General features: G+C 59.3%; 11 protein-coding genes and 1 pseudogene. 6 read left to right on the top strand and 6 right to left on the bottom strand.

From position 1 onward, the window contains the following. Positions 1-782: 782 nt before the first annotated feature. Positions 783-1,985, bottom strand: a complete 1,203-nt coding sequence (locus tag IB252_RS06495; RefSeq protein ID WP_192407539.1) for an acetyl-CoA C-acyltransferase — start codon at positions 1,983-1,985, stop codon at positions 783-785. Positions 1,986-2,016: 31 nt separating this feature from the next. Continuing rightward, positions 2,017-2,151 (bottom strand): annotated as a pseudogene (locus IB252_RS06490) (dehydratase); the annotation flags it as partial. Positions 2,152-2,580: 429 nt separating this feature from the next. Here IB252_RS06490 and IB252_RS06485 point away from each other — a divergent pair. The 6 genes from IB252_RS06485 (at position 2,581) to IB252_RS06460 (ending at position 9,048) form a co-directional block, all read left to right on the top strand. Next, on the top strand, positions 2,581-3,390 hold the full coding sequence (locus tag IB252_RS06485) for a helix-turn-helix transcriptional regulator (RefSeq protein WP_192407537.1): 810 nt from the start codon (positions 2,581-2,583) through the stop codon (positions 3,388-3,390). Between the two features lie 105 nt (positions 3,391-3,495). Beyond that, positions 3,496-4,623 carry an ABC transporter ATP-binding protein gene (locus IB252_RS06480; RefSeq protein WP_412548161.1) on the top strand — a complete coding sequence of 376 codons (1,128 nt, stop codon included), beginning with the start codon at positions 3,496-3,498 and terminating at the stop codon, positions 4,621-4,623. Positions 4,624-4,662: 39 nt separating this feature from the next. Beyond that, complete coding sequence (locus IB252_RS06475) at positions 4,663-5,805, top strand: ABC transporter substrate-binding protein (RefSeq protein WP_192407535.1); 1,143 nt, start codon at positions 4,663-4,665, stop codon at positions 5,803-5,805. Positions 5,806-5,836: 31 nt separating this feature from the next. Then, positions 5,837-6,754: an ABC transporter permease gene (locus IB252_RS06470; protein WP_192407533.1), complete on the top strand. Its 918-nt coding sequence runs from the start codon at positions 5,837-5,839 to the stop codon at positions 6,752-6,754. Between the two features lies 1 nt (position 6,755). Next, on the top strand, positions 6,756-7,583 hold the full coding sequence (locus tag IB252_RS06465) for an ABC transporter permease (protein WP_192407532.1): 828 nt from the start codon (positions 6,756-6,758) through the stop codon (positions 7,581-7,583). Further along, complete coding sequence (locus IB252_RS06460; RefSeq protein ID WP_192407530.1) at positions 7,576-9,048, top strand: aldehyde dehydrogenase family protein; 1,473 nt, start codon at positions 7,576-7,578, stop codon at positions 9,046-9,048. The genes IB252_RS06465 and IB252_RS06460 overlap by 8 nt, the downstream gene beginning before the upstream one ends. A gap of 95 nt (positions 9,049-9,143) precedes the next feature. Here the strand turns inward: IB252_RS06460 and IB252_RS06455 are convergent, their stop codons facing one another. The 4 genes from IB252_RS06455 to IB252_RS06440 are packed head-to-tail and all read right to left on the bottom strand — an operon-like array spanning position 9,144 to position 15,383. Further along, complete coding sequence (locus IB252_RS06455) at positions 9,144-9,494, bottom strand: copper-binding protein (protein WP_192407528.1); 351 nt, start codon at positions 9,492-9,494, stop codon at positions 9,144-9,146. Further along, positions 9,491-12,649 carry an efflux RND transporter permease subunit gene (locus tag IB252_RS06450; protein WP_192407527.1) on the bottom strand — a complete coding sequence of 1,053 codons (3,159 nt, stop codon included), beginning with the start codon at positions 12,647-12,649 and terminating at the stop codon, positions 9,491-9,493. Before IB252_RS06450 ends, IB252_RS06455 begins: the two co-directional genes overlap by 4 nt. Further along, positions 12,646-14,130, bottom strand: coding sequence for an efflux RND transporter periplasmic adaptor subunit (locus IB252_RS06445; protein WP_192407525.1), 1,485 nt, complete (start codon positions 14,128-14,130; stop codon positions 12,646-12,648). Before IB252_RS06445 ends, IB252_RS06450 begins: the two co-directional genes overlap by 4 nt. Beyond that, complete coding sequence (locus tag IB252_RS06440; protein WP_192407523.1) at positions 14,127-15,383, bottom strand: TolC family protein; 1,257 nt, start codon at positions 15,381-15,383, stop codon at positions 14,127-14,129. The genes IB252_RS06445 and IB252_RS06440 overlap by 4 nt, the downstream gene beginning before the upstream one ends. Positions 15,384-15,469: the final 86 nt, after the last annotated feature.

Raw genomic sequence — 15,469 nt, 5'->3', positions numbered from 1 at the left:
ATCTGAGCCATGATCAAACTCTTCAGTTCAAACATCTTTGGGTTTTTAAGAAACCCTAAACTTGGCTCAGCAATCGTTGGTTACATCTTTGATTTCTCGCGGAGTAACTTGTGATGCTGATAATCTTGTTGACTATCAGTCTGACCCCACAAGCACCCACACGAATTGCTTGATTCAGTTGTTAAAGAGCGGTTGGTTAAGATCTTTCGTCTCAACCGAGGCGCGCATTCTACAGCAGCCTCTGTTGCTGTCAAGCGGTTATTTTTCGAAGTTTTCAAAGTTTCCTTTGCAACTTCAACCACTTGCGCTTGCGATCTCTCGTTAGCGGGAGGCGAATTCTACAGCGTTACTCGCTGCTGTCAACACCTCTTTTACACCGCTGTCGACCGAGAAGATCGAATCGTCAATTAGGCAAAAACAGACTGCCTGATCAACTCCTTCTGGGCTTCGATGACCTGAAGCAACTCGCTGTCGAAAACCGTATAACTCATTGTTTACCAAGGAGTTTTCCGTTTCGACTGCGCCGGAAGTGGGGCGAATTATAGACTTCCAGAATCTGCCGTCAACCCTTAATTACGCTTTTCTATCAAACACTTGCAGAACGCCGGAAAACAGCCCGTTTCTTCTCTATAGAGAAGAACAAAACGAATCCTTCTATATAGAGGGATTGGAAATCCCGAAGTCCCTGGATAGTTTTGCGCAGCCCCAAAACAAGAAACAGGACTAAGCACCAAGTGCTTGATCCCCCTTAAAGTAGCTTGAATCTGTTGTGCCCTGACCACTCAGACCACCTCGAACAGTGCAGCGGCACCCATGCCGCCGCCGATGCACATACTCACCACCACGTAGCGCAATCCGCGGCGCTGCCCCTCGACCAACGCGTGACCGACCATCCGTGCACCGGACATGCCGAAAGGATGGCCCACCGAAATCGCACCACCGTTGACGTTCATACATTCGGGAGGAATGCCCAGGGTGTCGCGGCAATACAGCACCTGACAGGCGAACGCCTCGTTCAACTCCCAAAGGCCAATGTCGTCCACGGTCAAGCCATGGCGCTTGAGCAGTTTCGGGATCGCGTAGACCGGGCCGATGCCCATCTCGTCGGAGTTACAGCCAGCGACCGCCATCCCGCGATAAATTCCCAACGGCTCCAGCCCACGCTTCTCGGCCAATTTGGCACTCATCAACACCGAGGCCGAAGCGCCGTCGGACAATTGCGAAGCGTTGCCGGCCGTGATGAAGCGGCCCTTTTCACTCCACTGACCGCCCGGCCACACCGGTTCCAGCGCACTCAGGCTTTCGCGGGTGATGTCGATGCGGTTGCATTCGTCGCGCAGCAAGGTGACGGCCTCAAAGCGGGTTTCGCCACTGGCCTTGTCGAAGATCGCCTTGCGGCTGGTCAGCGGCGCGAGTTCACGGTCGAACAATCCATGACTCTGGGCCAGCGCGGTTCGCACCTGACTCTGATAGCTGTATTCGTCCTGTTCCTCGCGGGAGATGCTGTAGCGTGCGGAGACGATTTCGGCGGTTTCGATCATCGGAATGTAGGCGTGAGGATCGAGATCGATCACCGCGTCGGACTGGTTGCGGTACAGGTTCTTGTGCTTGTTCTGCACCAGTGAAATCGACTCCAGGCCACCGGCCACGGCAATGTCAATTTCGTCGCACATGATGCCTTTGGCGGCCATGGCAATGCTCATCAGGCCCGACGAACACTGGCGCTCGACGGCCATCCCGGCGACGGAAGTCGGCAAGCCGCCGGCAATCGCGCACAGACGCCCCACGTTATAAGACTGCGTGCCCTGCTGCGCCGCCGCGCCGATGATCACATCGTCCACTTCGCCCGGCTCGATGCCGGCGCGACGCACGGCTTCGCGCACCACATGGCCGCCGAGTTGCGGGGCATCGGTGTCATTGAATGCACCGCGAAAAGCTTTGCCGATCGGGGTACGGGCGGTCGAAACGATGACGGCTTCTTTCATGCTCGATTCCTCGAATGTTCTGCCAAAGGGTTCACTCGAGGTAGTAACGGCTGATGGTGTCGACCACACAGCCGGGACGTTCCTCGCCGTCGATTTCAACGCTGACGCGAATGGTCGCCTGAACGCCGCCCTTGACCTCTTCGACCGCCATCAATTGCGCCGGCCGCTTTGAGCGGGTCAAGGCGAAGGACGCGTCGAAAATACGCGGCATGTTCAAGCCCTCAGGCTGAACACCGACAACTCCTCGCCGGTCATGTAGAAACTGTAGTCGCTGGCCAGACAAGCATGAAGCAACACCCCTCTGGCCTTCGAGTTTGGTGCCGGGGGAGCACGAGTAAACTGTCAGGGCGGTCTAGTCTGAATAGGCGATGCCGAGGCCGATCCATCGATTTGAGCCTGTCGAAATTCAAACACCTCCCCATGGGTGGCCGCTCCCATCACTTCTGATACTGATCCTGTAGCACTCGGTAACATCCAGCCCTGTTACGAGGCGTCTTTTCAACGCCTCGGCGTCACTCGCCCCGCCCTGCAAGGCCAAAACAGCCATGGCGTAAATTGTGCATCTAAATGCGATCCAATCCTGCCTGAAGCCGCCATGCGCCCCAAGGAACTGAAACTCTGGACTACCGGGCTTGCCCACTTACTGGACCTTCCTCCCGGACATGCGCGGTTAGCAGGCTTAAGTCACTGGTTGCGGCAAGTCTGCCCGGTCGATCACTTCGTTCTGTTCGTCTATGAAGGCAATCATCGGCCGTTGGCGCTGTTCGACACCTTCGCTGCCGACAAGCGTGCGGTGTATGTCGATGACTATCAGTGCGGGCCCTATTTACTGGATCCGTTCTACCTGGCATGCACTCGCGGGCAAGCGCCTGGACTGTGGCGTTTGCGACAGTTCGCACCCGACCACTTCTACCTCGGCGAGTATTACCTGACGTATTACCAGCAAACCGGGCTGGCTGAAGAAGTGGCGTTTTTCGTCGACCTCGGTGGCGGCGCCATGGCCGTTCTGTCGTTGATGCGATCCACTGCCAGCTGTGCTTTTGGTCGTGACGAGATGCAGTTGATCGAGTGCGCGCAGGCCGTGGTTGAACAGGTCATCAGTGAAGCCTGGCGTTTGCGTCAAGCCCAGCAACCACGCCCGGCGCAGGACCTGGACTTCAAGATCCGCGAAGCCTTCGATCAGTTCGGCGCGCACATCCTCACCGGCCGCGAACAAGAAATTGTCCAATTGCTGCTACGCGGTCACTCCAGCGCCTCGGTCGCCGAACAACTGAGCATCAGTCCTGGCACGGTGAAGATTCACCGCAAAAACATCTACGCCAAGCTCGGTATCGGCAGCCAGTCTGAATTGCTCGGGCTGTTTATCCGCGACCTTACCGGCCAGGAACTGGTCGTCGAAGCCTGACACCTGAAACCGACTCTATCCCCCAAGGGATATATACAGCGCAAAACCCCGATTGCTAGTTTGGCCCCCGACGCACTGATTCATCACTGCAAGGGAGCCCGCCTCGTGAACAACAGCGTGAACGACACTTCGCCAAGCGATATCGAATTCTGCAACGTGGTCAAACGCTATGGCGAGGTGTCAGCCGTCAATGGCCTGAACTTCGCGGTGCGCCGCGGCTCATTCCATTCCTTCCTCGGCGGTTCCGGCTGCGGCAAAACCACCACCCTGCGCATGATCGCCGGCTTCGAACAGCCCAGTAGCGGCGAAGTGCGCCTGTCGGGCAAGAATGTAGCCGGAGTGCCGGCGTTTGAGCGGCCGGTGAACATGGTGTTCCAGCATTACGCCCTTTTCCCGCACCTGACAGTGGCGCAGAACATCGCCTATGGGCTGCGTTATAGCACCCCGCGACCCGACAAAAAAAATCAACTGCGCATGGCTGATGAAGCGTTGGAAATGGTGCGCCTGAGCGGCTTCGGCCAACGCAAGCCGAGTGAGCTTTCCGGCGGCCAACAGCAGCGCGTGGCCCTGGCCCGGGCGTTGGTCAACAAGCCGACCGTGTTGCTGCTGGACGAGCCGCTGGCGGCGCTGGACCGCAAGCTGCGCAAGGAAATGCAATCCGAATTGCTGCGCCTGCAACGCGAAGTCGGCATCACCTTTGTGCTGGTCACCCACGACCAGGAAGAAGCCTTATCGATGAGTGACAGCATCAGCGTGATGCACAACGGTTCGATCATCCAGACCGCCACCCCGGAACAACTGTATGAAGCGCCGGCCAGCCGTTACGTGGCCGATTTTATCGGTGAATCCAATCTGTTCAACGGCACGGTTCGTCAAATGCAGGGCGATTCAGTCGTGCTGCGCACCGAGCAAGGGCTGGAACTGACCAGCCCACTGACGCCTACCGGCAAAGCCTTAAGCGCAGACGTCGCCGGTTGCATCGCGGTGCGCCCGGAGCTGATCAGCATCGCCAGCGCCAACGCCGCCATGACCCGCGAAGTGAAGGTGCAAGGCCACGTGGAAGACCGCATCTACCTTGGCAACTCCACCGAATATCGCGTGCGCACCCAAGCCTTTGGCGTGGTTTGCGTGCGTGTGCCGCGCCAGCAGGATCACGGCGCCAATGCATTCGAACACGGCGCGGCAGTGAGCGTCGGCTGGGATCACGCCAATGGCTTGGCCATGGCGTTGTAAATCATCGATTCGTTTCATCAACCGAATGTGGAGCGTGCTATGGACCAGAAGACGTTTATCAAAACCCTGCGTAGCTGGCAGAACGGCTCGATCAGTCGCCGCGAGTTCCTCGGCCGCACAGGCCTGGGAATTGCCGCAGCGGTGGTCGCAACCCACATGCCCGGCCTGCTGACCTCCACCGCCGAAGCCGCCGAGCAGGCCAGGCTGGGCGATCGCCTGTCGCTGGCGACCTGGCCGAATTACCACAGCCAGGAAAACCTCGACACCTTCGCCAAAACCACCGGTGCGCGCGTTTCGATGAGCGTGTTCGGTTCCAACGAAGAGATGCTTGCCAAATTGCAGGCCGGTGGCAGTGGCTGGGACGTGCTGGTGCCGACCAACTACACCATCAGCACTTACGTTGGCCTGGGCCTGATCGAACCATTGGACCTGTCGCGCATTCCCAACTTTGAGGCGTCGGCTTTCCAGCAAAAATTCATGGCCCAAGGAACGGTGGACGGCAAGGTGTATGCGGTGCCGAAAAACTGGGGGACCACCGGCATGCTCTACGACACCGGCAAACTGAAGAACGGCCCCTCAAGCTGGAAAGAATTCTGGGTTGCAGCTCAAGGCCCCGCCAGCGGCCGGACGATGGTTCACGACTACCAACTGACCGCCATCGGCAACGCGTTGAAAAGCTTCGGCTATAGCTTCAATTCCCTGGACCCGAAAGAACTGGCCGATGCTGAAAAACTGCTGATCGAGGTCAAGCCGCACCTGTTCGCCATCAACTCCGACATCCAGCCGTCAATGCGCAGCGGCGATGCCTGGCTGGCGATGTCCTGGACCGGCGATGCCTCTCAGCTGCACCGCGACAACGCGCAGATGCAGTTCGAACTGGGCAAGGAAGGTGGCGAACTGTGGAGTGACTTCTTTGCCATTCCCAAAAGCTCGGAGCACAAGGACGCGGCCTACGCCTTCATCAACTACCTGCTCGATCCGCAGCACAACAAACTCGAAGTATTGAGCCACGGCTACCCGAGCGGCGACAAACGCGTCGATGCGTTGCTGCCCACCGCCATGCTCGACGATCCGATCATGTACCCGGCCGCCGAAGCGCTCAGCCCTCTCGAGTTCGGTGCCGCGACGACGCTCACCAGCCCGGCGCGCGCCGAACTGATGGCTCGCTTCAAGTCCGCCTGATCGCCTGACCATGGCCAATGAGGAGTCCCCCATGAACGCCGTCACCCACCCGCAAACGGTGCAGCCGGGCAACGCCCTGTCGGTCGAGGTTCGCCAGCGGCGCAGCCTCGGTCGGCGGATCACCCTGCTGATGCTCTTGCCTTCGACCCTGTGGTTCCTGCTGCTGTTGTTGATGCCGCTGGTGATCATCCTGGTCTTCAGTTTCGGCGAGCGCAGTGCCGTGGGCGGTTACGCCGGGGGCTTCACGCTGGCCAACTATTTGAACCTCGGTTCCCGTGGCGCGGCGTTCAGTAACACGCTGATGCTGGCGCCGCTGGGCACGCTGGTGTGCCTGGTGGCGGCATACCCGCTGGCGTATTTTCTGGCGGTCAAGGTCACCCGCAATCGCTCGCTGTTGCTGACGCTGGTGATCGTGCCGTTCTGGACCAGTTTCCTGATCCGCACTTACGCCTGGATTTTCATCCTCAGCGGCAAGGGCATTCCAGCCTTGCTCGCCAGCCTTGGCTTTGAAGACGTGCGTCTGATCAATACGCCATGGGCGGTGCTGATCGGCATCGTTTACGGCTACTTGCCGCTGATGGTGTTTCCGATTTACGTCAGCCTGGAAAAACTCGACAAGCGCCTGCTCGAAGCCTCGGCGGACCTGGGTGCCAGCGCTTTCGAAAGTTTCCGGCGGATCACCCTGCCACTCTCCGCGCCCGGGATCATCACCGGGGTGATGCTGGTGTTCATCCTGTTGATGGGCGAGTTCCTGATCCCGGCCATTCTCGGTGGCGGCAAAGTGTTCTTCGTCGGTAACGCATTGGTCGATCTGTTCCTGCAATCGCGCAACTGGCCCTTCGGCAGCGCGCTGGCGATGACCTTGGTGGCGATGATGCTGCTGATCATCGGCGTGTATTTGAAACTGGTGGCGCGCTATGGCGGCCGCCCTGCCGACGGAGGGTTGTGACATGTGGCTGCGCAGCTATTCGACTTCGCTGTACCTGTTTCTCTACGCACCGATCGCATTGATCGTGCTGTTCAGCTTCAACGCCGGGCGCAGCGGCCTGGCGTTCGAATGCTGCTCGGTGCAGTGGTTTGGTCGCGCGTTTGGCAACCCGTTCATCATGGAGGCACTGGGTCATAGCGCGTTCATTGCTTTCACTTCAGCGGTGATTGCCACGCTGTTCGGCACGCTCGCGGTGTTCGGCTTACAGCGCGCCGGCGCCAAAGTGCGGTTGCTGTTCGATGCGCTGACCTATTGCGCGATCATCGTGCCGGGCATTGTCATCGGCATCTCGACACTGATTGCATTCATTAGCCTGTTCGACCTGATCAACCCGTTGCTCGCGGCCTGGATACCGAGCGTTCCACGGTTGAACATGGGCTTCTTCACGGTGATCGCCGCGCACTCGCTGTTCACCATGGCACTGGTCATGGTGATCGTGCGTAGCCGCGTCGACTTGCTGGACAAAGCCTTGCTCGAAGCCTCGGCGGACCTCTATGCGCCGCCGATGCAAACGTTCTGGCGGGTCACCCTGCCGCAGATCAGTCCGGCGATCATGGCCGGGTTTCTGCTGGCGTTCACCTTCAGCTTCGACGATTTCATCATCGCGTTCTTTGTCGCAGGCTCCGAAACGACATTGCCGATCTATATCTTTTCGTCCATCCGCCGTGGCGTGACGCCGGAGATCAACGCGGTCTCGACCGTCATCATCTGCGCGTCGCTGGCGCTGCTGTTCACTTCCCGTCACCTGCAAAACCGCCGCACCGGCGTCCAGGAGTCACACCATGCGTGATCAGCTTTACATCAACGGCGAGTGGGTCAGCCCGGACCTGGGCGGTTACCTGGATGTGATCGACCCGGCCACCGGGCAGGTTTTCCATCGGGTCGCCGCAGGCACCGAAGAAGACATCGATCATGCAGTGCGCGCCGCCCGGCGAGCCTTCGATAACGGCTGGAGCCAAACCACCGGCGCCGAACGCGCGCAGTGGCTGGAAGCGCTGGCCGATGAACTGGAGAACGGTCAACAGGCGCTGGCGGAACTGGAAGTGCGCGACAACGGCAAACCGTTGCCCGAAGCGCAGTGGGACGTGGGCGATGCGATTGGTTGCTTTCGCTATTACGCCGGCCTGGCCCGCGAACTGGACCAGCAGCAGGACCAACCTTTGGCCTTGCCGGACGCACGTTTTCGCTGTCGCATCCGCCATGAACCGATCGGCGTTGCCGGGCAGATCATTCCCTGGAACTACCCGCTGTTGATGGCCGCGTGGAAGGTCGCCCCGGCGCTGGCTGCCGGGGCGACGCTGGTGTTGAAGCCGTCCGAGCTGACGCCACTCACGGCGCTGGAACTGGCGGCCGCCGCCGACCGCATCGGTCTTCCGGCCGGAGTTCTGAACGTCGTGAGCGGTCTCGGGGCTGATGCCGGTGGTCCGCTCACCGAGCACCCCGGCGTGGACAAACTGGCCTTCACCGGCAGCGTACCCACCGGGGCGAAAATCATGTCGGCAGCGGCCCGCGACATCAAGAACATCAGCCTGGAACTGGGCGGAAAGTCGGCGTTCATCGTGTTCGACGATGCCGATGTCGAGGCGGCGGTGGAGTGGATTCTGTTCGGGATTTTCTGGAATCAGGGCCAGGTATGCAGCGCCACCTCACGCTTGCAGGTACAGGAAAACATCGCCTCGCGGCTGATCGAACGACTGGTCGAGGAAACCCGCAAGATCACCATCGGCCCAGGATTGGCACCCGGCGTGTTATTGGGCCCTTTGGTCAGCCGAGGTCAACACGACAAGGTCCTCGGTTTTATCGATCAGGGACTGGCCAGCGGCGCACGCCTGCTCACCGGAGGTCGGCAACCGGCGCATCAGCCAGAGGGTTATTTCATCGAACCGGCGATCTTCGACGAGCCGGGACACAGCAGCATCCTCTGGCGCGAAGAAGTGTTCGGCCCAGTACTGTGCATCAAGCGTTTCAAGACAGAAGAACAAGCGGTGCAAATGGCCAACGCCAGTCGCTTCGGCCTCGCTGCCGCCGTGATGAGTGCCGATTTACAACGCACCGCTCGCGTCGCCAACCAACTGCGCGCCGGGATTATCTGGGTCAACTGCTCGCAACCGACCTTTGTCGAAGCGCCGTGGGGCGGCATGAAGCACAGCGGTATCGGCCGAGAACTCGGCCAGTGGGGCTTGCACAATTACCTGGAGGTCAAGCAAGTGACCGAGTACGTCAGTGACCAGCCGTGGGGGTGGTACCTGAAATAGCGGCATCTGGGCATGACTCACTCTCCTGCGGCAGCTATCGGCTTTGGATTCAACCGGCACGACATAGCGCGCCGGTTGCTTCCACCACCGCAGATTCACTTTTTTATTGAAACAATCGTCGCTCTGCCACCCTCTACTCGAAATGAAAACGATACTCGGTCTCCTGCCGTCAGCCCTGTCAGCTGATCTTCCGTCACGGAAAAGGCCATGGTCATTGGCGGCCATTGCACCGCTGCAACAGCACCGTGAGAGATGGTCACCGTATGCTTCATAGTATCGAAAGCCTTGATCGTTCCGTCGGCGGTGGCGACGGGAGCCTGCGTTGTTTCTTGCTTCATCTGCACGCCCTCCATTCCGTCCATTTTCATGCCCGGCATATCCTCTGCGTGGGCCGAAAGAGACAGCGTAAATACGGTGCTTGCAACTGCAATCAGGGTCAGTTTCATACGACTTTTCCTTGAGGGTTGATGGGTTCAACTGAGAGGTGCCGGCGACGCATCAGGCGATAGGCCGCCGGAATGACAAACAGGGAAAGCAAGGGCGCCGTGACCATGCCGCCGACCATGGGTGCAGCGATTCGGCTCATCACCTCGCTGCCGGTCCCGCTACCCAGCAAGATGGGCAGCAAGCCAGCAATGATGACGGCCACGGTCATGGCCTTGGGTCGAACACGCTGCACGGCGCCTTCACGAATCGCCGCCACCAGACCGCGCTCAGTGCTGTCGCCGAGGTCTTCACGTTCAGCCCAGGCGTTCTTCAGGTAGAGCAGCATAATCACGCCAAACTCGGCGGAAACGCCGGCCAAGGCGATAAAGCCAACCCCAGTGGCGACTGACAGGTTGAACCCCAACAGATAGAGGAACCATGCTCCGCCAGTCAGGGCGAATGGCAGAGTGGCCATGATCAGCAAGGCCTCATCGAAGCGGGCGAAGGTCAGGTAGAGCAACACGAAAATGATCAACAGCGTGGCAGGCACCACCAGCTTGAGTCGTGCGTTGGCTCTTTCGAGAAATTCGAACTGCCCTGAGTAACTCAGGCTCATGCCGGGCTGCAATTTGACCTGTTCAGTGACGACCCGACGCAGATCGGCGACTACCGAGGCAATGTCCCGGCCACGCACGTCGATGTATACCCAACCAGAGGGCCGTGCGTTCTCGCTCTTGAGCATCGGCGGACCGTCCGTGACTTTGACCTTCGCCACTGTGCCGAGGGTGATCTGGCTACCTAGCGGGGTATAGATCGGCAATTGCTCCAGGGCACCGAGCGAGTCACGCCACTCCCGCGGGTAACGCACGTTGATCGGGAAGCGTGCGAGCCCTTCAATAGTCTCACCAACATTTTCACCGCCGATAGCGCCAGCGACGATGGACTGCACATCGGCGATGTTCAGTCCGTAACGGGCGGCAGTTTTGCGGTCGATATCCACATCGATGTAGCGGCCACCAGTCAGTCGCTCGGCCAGCGCCGAACTGACGCCGGGTACGCCCTTGGCCACTCGCTCCACGGCCTGAGTCGCGGCATCGATCTCCGATAGGTTAGTGCCGGCAACTTTCACTCCAATGGGACTCTTGATCCCCGTGGCAAGCATGTCGATACGGTTGCGAATCGGTGGTATCCAGATATTCGTCAGCCCAGGGACTCGTACCACTCGATCCAGTTCTTCCACCAACTTTTCCTGGGTCATGCCTGGACGCCATTGCTCGTGCGGCTTGAATTGGATGGTGGTTTCGAACATCTCCAGCGGTGCGGGGTCGGTGGCGGTTTCGGCGCGACCGGCTTTACCAAAGACGTGTTCAACCTCTGGCACGGTCTTGATCAGGCGGTCGGTCTGTTGCAGTAATTGCGCGGCCTTCTGCGCCGACAGTCCCGGCAAAGCGGAAGGCATATAGAGCAGGTCGCCCTCGTCCAGCGGGGGGAGAAACTCGCCGCCCAAGCGAGACATTGGCCATAGCGCACTAACAAAAACCAATAGTGCCACCAGCAGCGTGATCTTTGGTCGACGCAAGACTGCGTCCAGGGCAGGCTGATAAATCCGAATCAACCACCGGTTCAACGGGTTCTGTTGTTCACCTGGGATTCGCCCCCGAATCCAGTAGCCCATCAGCACCGGCACCAAGGTCACTGACAATCCCGCCGCTGCAGCCATGGCGTAGGTTTTGGTGAAAGCCAAAGGGCCGAACAGCCGTCCTTCCTGAGCTTCCAGCGTGAACACCGGAATGAACGACAAGGTGATGATCAACAAACAGAAGAACAGCGCGGGGCCTACCTCTGTCGCCGCCTCGGTCATTACATGCCAATGACGCTCACCCTTCAGTTCTTCCCCCGGATTGGCCGCGTGCCATGCCTCAATCTTCTTGTGGGCGTTCTCGATCATCACCACAGCGGCATCGACCATGGCGCCAATGGCGATGGCTATCCCGCCCAAGGACATGATGTTGGCGTTGATGCCTTGGTAACGCATGACGATGAAGGCAATCAACACACCAACAGGCAGAGAGATGATCGCCACCAGGGATGAGCGCAGGTGCCAGAGGAAGATTCCACAGACCAACGCGACGACGATGAACTCTTCGATCAGCTTGTGGCTGAGATTTTCCACAGCACGGTCGATCAGCTTGCTGCGGTCGTAGGTGGTGACGATTTCCACCCCGGCCGGCAGGCTGCTTTTCAATTCCTCGAGTTTGGTTTTGACCGCCGCAATGGTCTCGCGAGCATTCTTGCCACTACGCAAAATCACCACGCCGCCGACGGTCTCGCCTTCGCCGTCGAGTTCAGTAATGCCACGCCGCATTTCCGGGCCCAATTGGATCGTGGCGACATCGCCAAGGGTCACCGGCACACCACCTGAGCCAAGTTTGAGCGGGATTGCCCGGAAGTCATTGAGCGTCTTCAGGTAGCCAGAAGCGCGCACGATGAACTCGGTCTCTGCCATCTCCAGCACCGCGCCACCCGTTTCCTGGTTGGCCTTGCCGATGGCTTCGGTCACCTCAGCCTGAGTGATACCGAGGCTGGCCAGTTTGAGTGGATCAAGCTGCACCTGGTACTGCTTGACCATGCCGCCCACGGTGGCCACTTCCGCAACGTTGGGCAGGGTCTTGAGTTCGAACTTGAGGAACCAGTCCTGAAGTGCGCGCAGCTGCGCCAGGTCGTGTCCTCCACTGCGATCCACCAGTGCATACTGATAGATCCAGCCCACGCCCGTCGCATCCGGTCCCAACGCCGGCTTGGCACTGGCCGGCAACCGACTTTGTATTTGGCTCAGATACTCCAGCACCCGCGAGCGAGCCCAGTACAAGTCAGTGCTGTCTTCGAACAGCACGTAAACAAAGCTGTCACCGAAGAAGGAATAACCACGCACAGTCTTGGCTCCCGGAACTGAGAGCATGGTGGTGGCCAACGGATAGGTCACCTGGTTCTCGACAATCTGCGGCGCTTGTCCCGGAAAAGGGGTTCGGATAATCACCTGGACATCGGAGAGATCCGGCAGCGCATCGATGGGCGTGTTCTGCACCGACCAGACGCCCCAAGCCGTGACAAACAGCGTCGCCAACAGCACCAGGAATCGGTTGGCTACTGACCAACGAATCAGGGCAGCAATCATGGCTGGCTCCCCGATTTATCCAGACGCTCGACACGCAAACCATCATCGGTCTGGCTCACCGCAATGCGAACCTTATCCCCCGTCTTGAGGCCCTGCATCAGCGCCGGACTAGCGAGTGGGAACGTCATCGTCATGCCAGGCATGCCCAGCGTCTTGAAAGGACCATGGGCAAGCGTGACTTCTTTATCGTTGATCTCAACGATCTGCCCCACCGCTTCATGAAAGCTGGAGGCTGCTACGCGCGGTGGTGACTCTTCCTCTGAGCGGGCAACAATGCCCTTTAGACTGGCCTCCGAGTCGAGCAGAAACTGGCCAGAGGTAACCACCGTCTGTCCTTCTTCCAGACCTTTCAAGATCGCCGTCTTGCCATCGCTTTCCTGCCCTGGCTGCACCTCTACTGGACGATAACGGCCGGCGTCTTCGGCAAGCATCACCAGAGCACGTCGGCCAGTGCGAATGACGGCCTCGCTCGGCACCCACAACACACTTTGCTCGGTCGAACGGTTCAGGCGTACCTGCGCCGTCAAACCCGGTCTGAGGCGTCCGTCCGGATTGGGTAGTTCCACCCGCACACGAAGGGTGCGGCTGTCCGGATTGGTCTCGGGCAAAATCGCGCTGACCTTGCCACTGAGCATTGTCCCTGGAAAGGCTGGCAGGCGCGCTTCGACCGCCTGCCCCACTGTGATCGATCCGGCATCCGATTCTGGAACGGCCACGGCTAGCCAGACACTGCTCAAGCCATTGACGCGTGCCAAATTATCGCCAGTCGCTACGGTCATTCCCGCACGGACGTTCAACTCTTGCAGCACACCGGCAATGGGACTGGTGAGCGTCAGGTAGGGCTGAACCTTACCGCTACGCTCTACCTCAGTAATCAGTGTTGCCGGCATCCCTGTGAGTCGTAGTCGCTGGCGGGCCGCAGCCAACAAGTCAGCATCTCCATTGCGCCTCAGCGCAAGAAACTCTGTCTGGGCAGCGGCCCATTCCGGCACCAGGATATCCGCCAACGCCGCGTTGGCTTTGAGCACATCACCGGGAGCATGGGCATAGACCCGCTCAACAAAGCCAGTGGTGCGTGCCTGAATCACAGCGACATCACGTTCGTTGAACGTCAATGCACCTGTCACGTCGAGGCTCGAATCAAAGGCCCCACGGGTGACAGTCGTAAAACGCAGACCGAGATTCTGGGTCAGACCTGGGTCGATACTGACTGTCGCCCGATCCCCTTCCCCACTGGCGTACTGAGGAACCAGCTGCATGTCCATAAAGGGAGACTTCCCCGGCTTATCGAACTTTTGCTGTGGGTACATGGGGTCGTACCAATACAGGGCCTTGCGTTCATCCGGTGGATTGAGGCTCTGATCGGGGGCGGTAGCGGGTACTCCGCTCATGCGCTGATGCGCCAACCAGTAGCCAACGGCAACACCCAATGCCAGCGAGATGCCTACCAACAATGCCCCATTCCATTTTTTAAGGATCATTGGCTGGACTCCCCATAAGCAAAATACAGCCGCGCACTGGTCAGCGCTCGCTGCTCTTCCACGTCGATCTGTTTGAGGCGGGCTTCGATGAGTTCACGTCGGGCGGCAACAACGGCGTTCAAATCGCCTTTGCCGGAACGATAACTGGCCATGCTGAGTTCGACCTTTTCCTTGGCCAGCGGCAACAGGCTTTCCTGGTTTCGGCGCACGGCACGATTCAGGCGTTCAAAGTCAGCCAGTTCGTTTTCCAGTTGCTGAGTGTGCTCGCGTGACAGGGCTTCGCGCTCGGCCTCAAGCTGGCTAAGTTCAGCCTGTTTGGCTGCGATTTTGGGGTTTTGGCGAGAGTCAGGAAACAGCGGCAGATCCCAGGAAAATTGCACGCTGACCATATCGCCAAACTCCCGGCCACGGCGCTGGTAATCCAGTTCCCAGCTCCAGTCGGACTGTTTCTCCGACATGGCTTCACGAACCTTGGCTTGCGCTTCGCGGGTCATCGGCGCAAACGCTGCCAGCTCAGGATGATGTTGCAGTTTATGGGAGTAGCTTGAGGAATCGACGGGCCATTCAGGCAGGCTGCCCACAGGCTTGTCGTTGGCGGCGGAGCCTATCCAGCGTTTGAGGGCCGCTCGGGCCTGTGCGCGTTGACGAATCAGATCGTCCTGTTGCTCCGCCAGTTGAGCAGCTTCCTGCTTGGGCGTCACCGCATCGGCGGATTGAGCGCGGCCACCGGCAATCTGGGCCCGGACGGTATCGCTCAGCAGGCGGTTTTCTTTGTAGAAGTCCTGGAACAGAGCATCTTTGCGCTCAACCGAGTAGCTGCTGATCCAGGCCAACGCCGTGGACTGGCGTACCTTCAGACGTTCAACTCGACGCTCCGCAGCGGCTCGATCGATGGCCGCATCGGCGACCTCGACGCGCGCTTTGCGCTTATCGCTGTTGGGCATCTCTTGCCTGACCCCGACCAATTGCATGGTCATGAAGTCCTGGTCGATGCTCCAGCGATCCGGACCGCCAATGGGGTAGTTCTGCACACCCAGCAGTAGCTTGGGGTCAGGTAGCTCGCCGGCTGGAATAGCCGCGCTGCTGGCGGCCTGAATTTTCGCGTCTTGTGCGGTCAGCGACGGCGCATTGCTTTCGGCCAGCCGCAACGCTTCATCGAGCGTCAAGGCGGCAGCAAAACTCGGCAACGCCAGCACGCTTACCGCCAGACCGGCCACGAGGGACCAGCCTGTGCAATAGCACTTGGAGTTCATGTTTACGATTCCTGTGATCATCCACTGCACGCGTCAAAAAGACATGCGCGCAGCTAGTCCATCCCGCTAATGCGGAAAGAGGCTCA

The organism is Pseudomonas sp. PDM10 (assembly GCF_014852295.1).
Lineage (GTDB): Bacteria > Pseudomonadota > Gammaproteobacteria > Pseudomonadales > Pseudomonadaceae > Aquipseudomonas.
The sequence above is the reverse complement of the archived record's forward strand: the minus strand, read 5'-3'. Positions and strand labels throughout refer to the sequence as shown.

What these genes read in the sequence shown, in the direction of transcription:
- IB252_RS06485 (WP_192407537.1), top strand. Translation starts at nt 2,581, where the DNA reads ATGCGCCCCAAGGAACTGAAACTCTGGACTACCGGGCTTGCCCACTTA.
- IB252_RS06440 (WP_192407523.1), bottom strand. Translation starts at nt 15,383, where the DNA reads ATGAACTCCAAGTGCTATTGCACAGGCTGGTCCCTCGTGGCCGGTCTG.
- IB252_RS06475 (WP_192407535.1), top strand. Translation starts at nt 4,663, where the DNA reads ATGGACCAGAAGACGTTTATCAAAACCCTGCGTAGCTGGCAGAACGGC.
- IB252_RS06460 (WP_192407530.1), top strand. Translation starts at nt 7,576, where the DNA reads ATGCGTGATCAGCTTTACATCAACGGCGAGTGGGTCAGCCCGGACCTG.
- IB252_RS06450 (WP_192407527.1), bottom strand. Translation starts at nt 12,649, where the DNA reads ATGATTGCTGCCCTGATTCGTTGGTCAGTAGCCAACCGATTCCTGGTG.
- IB252_RS06470 (WP_192407533.1), top strand. Translation starts at nt 5,837, where the DNA reads ATGAACGCCGTCACCCACCCGCAAACGGTGCAGCCGGGCAACGCCCTG.
- IB252_RS06495 (WP_192407539.1), bottom strand. Translation starts at nt 1,985, where the DNA reads ATGAAAGAAGCCGTCATCGTTTCGACCGCCCGTACCCCGATCGGCAAA.
- IB252_RS06445 (WP_192407525.1), bottom strand. Translation starts at nt 14,130, where the DNA reads ATGATCCTTAAAAAATGGAATGGGGCATTGTTGGTAGGCATCTCGCTG.
- IB252_RS06465 (WP_192407532.1), top strand. Translation starts at nt 6,756, where the DNA reads ATGTGGCTGCGCAGCTATTCGACTTCGCTGTACCTGTTTCTCTACGCA.
- IB252_RS06455 (WP_192407528.1), bottom strand. Translation starts at nt 9,494, where the DNA reads ATGAAACTGACCCTGATTGCAGTTGCAAGCACCGTATTTACGCTGTCT.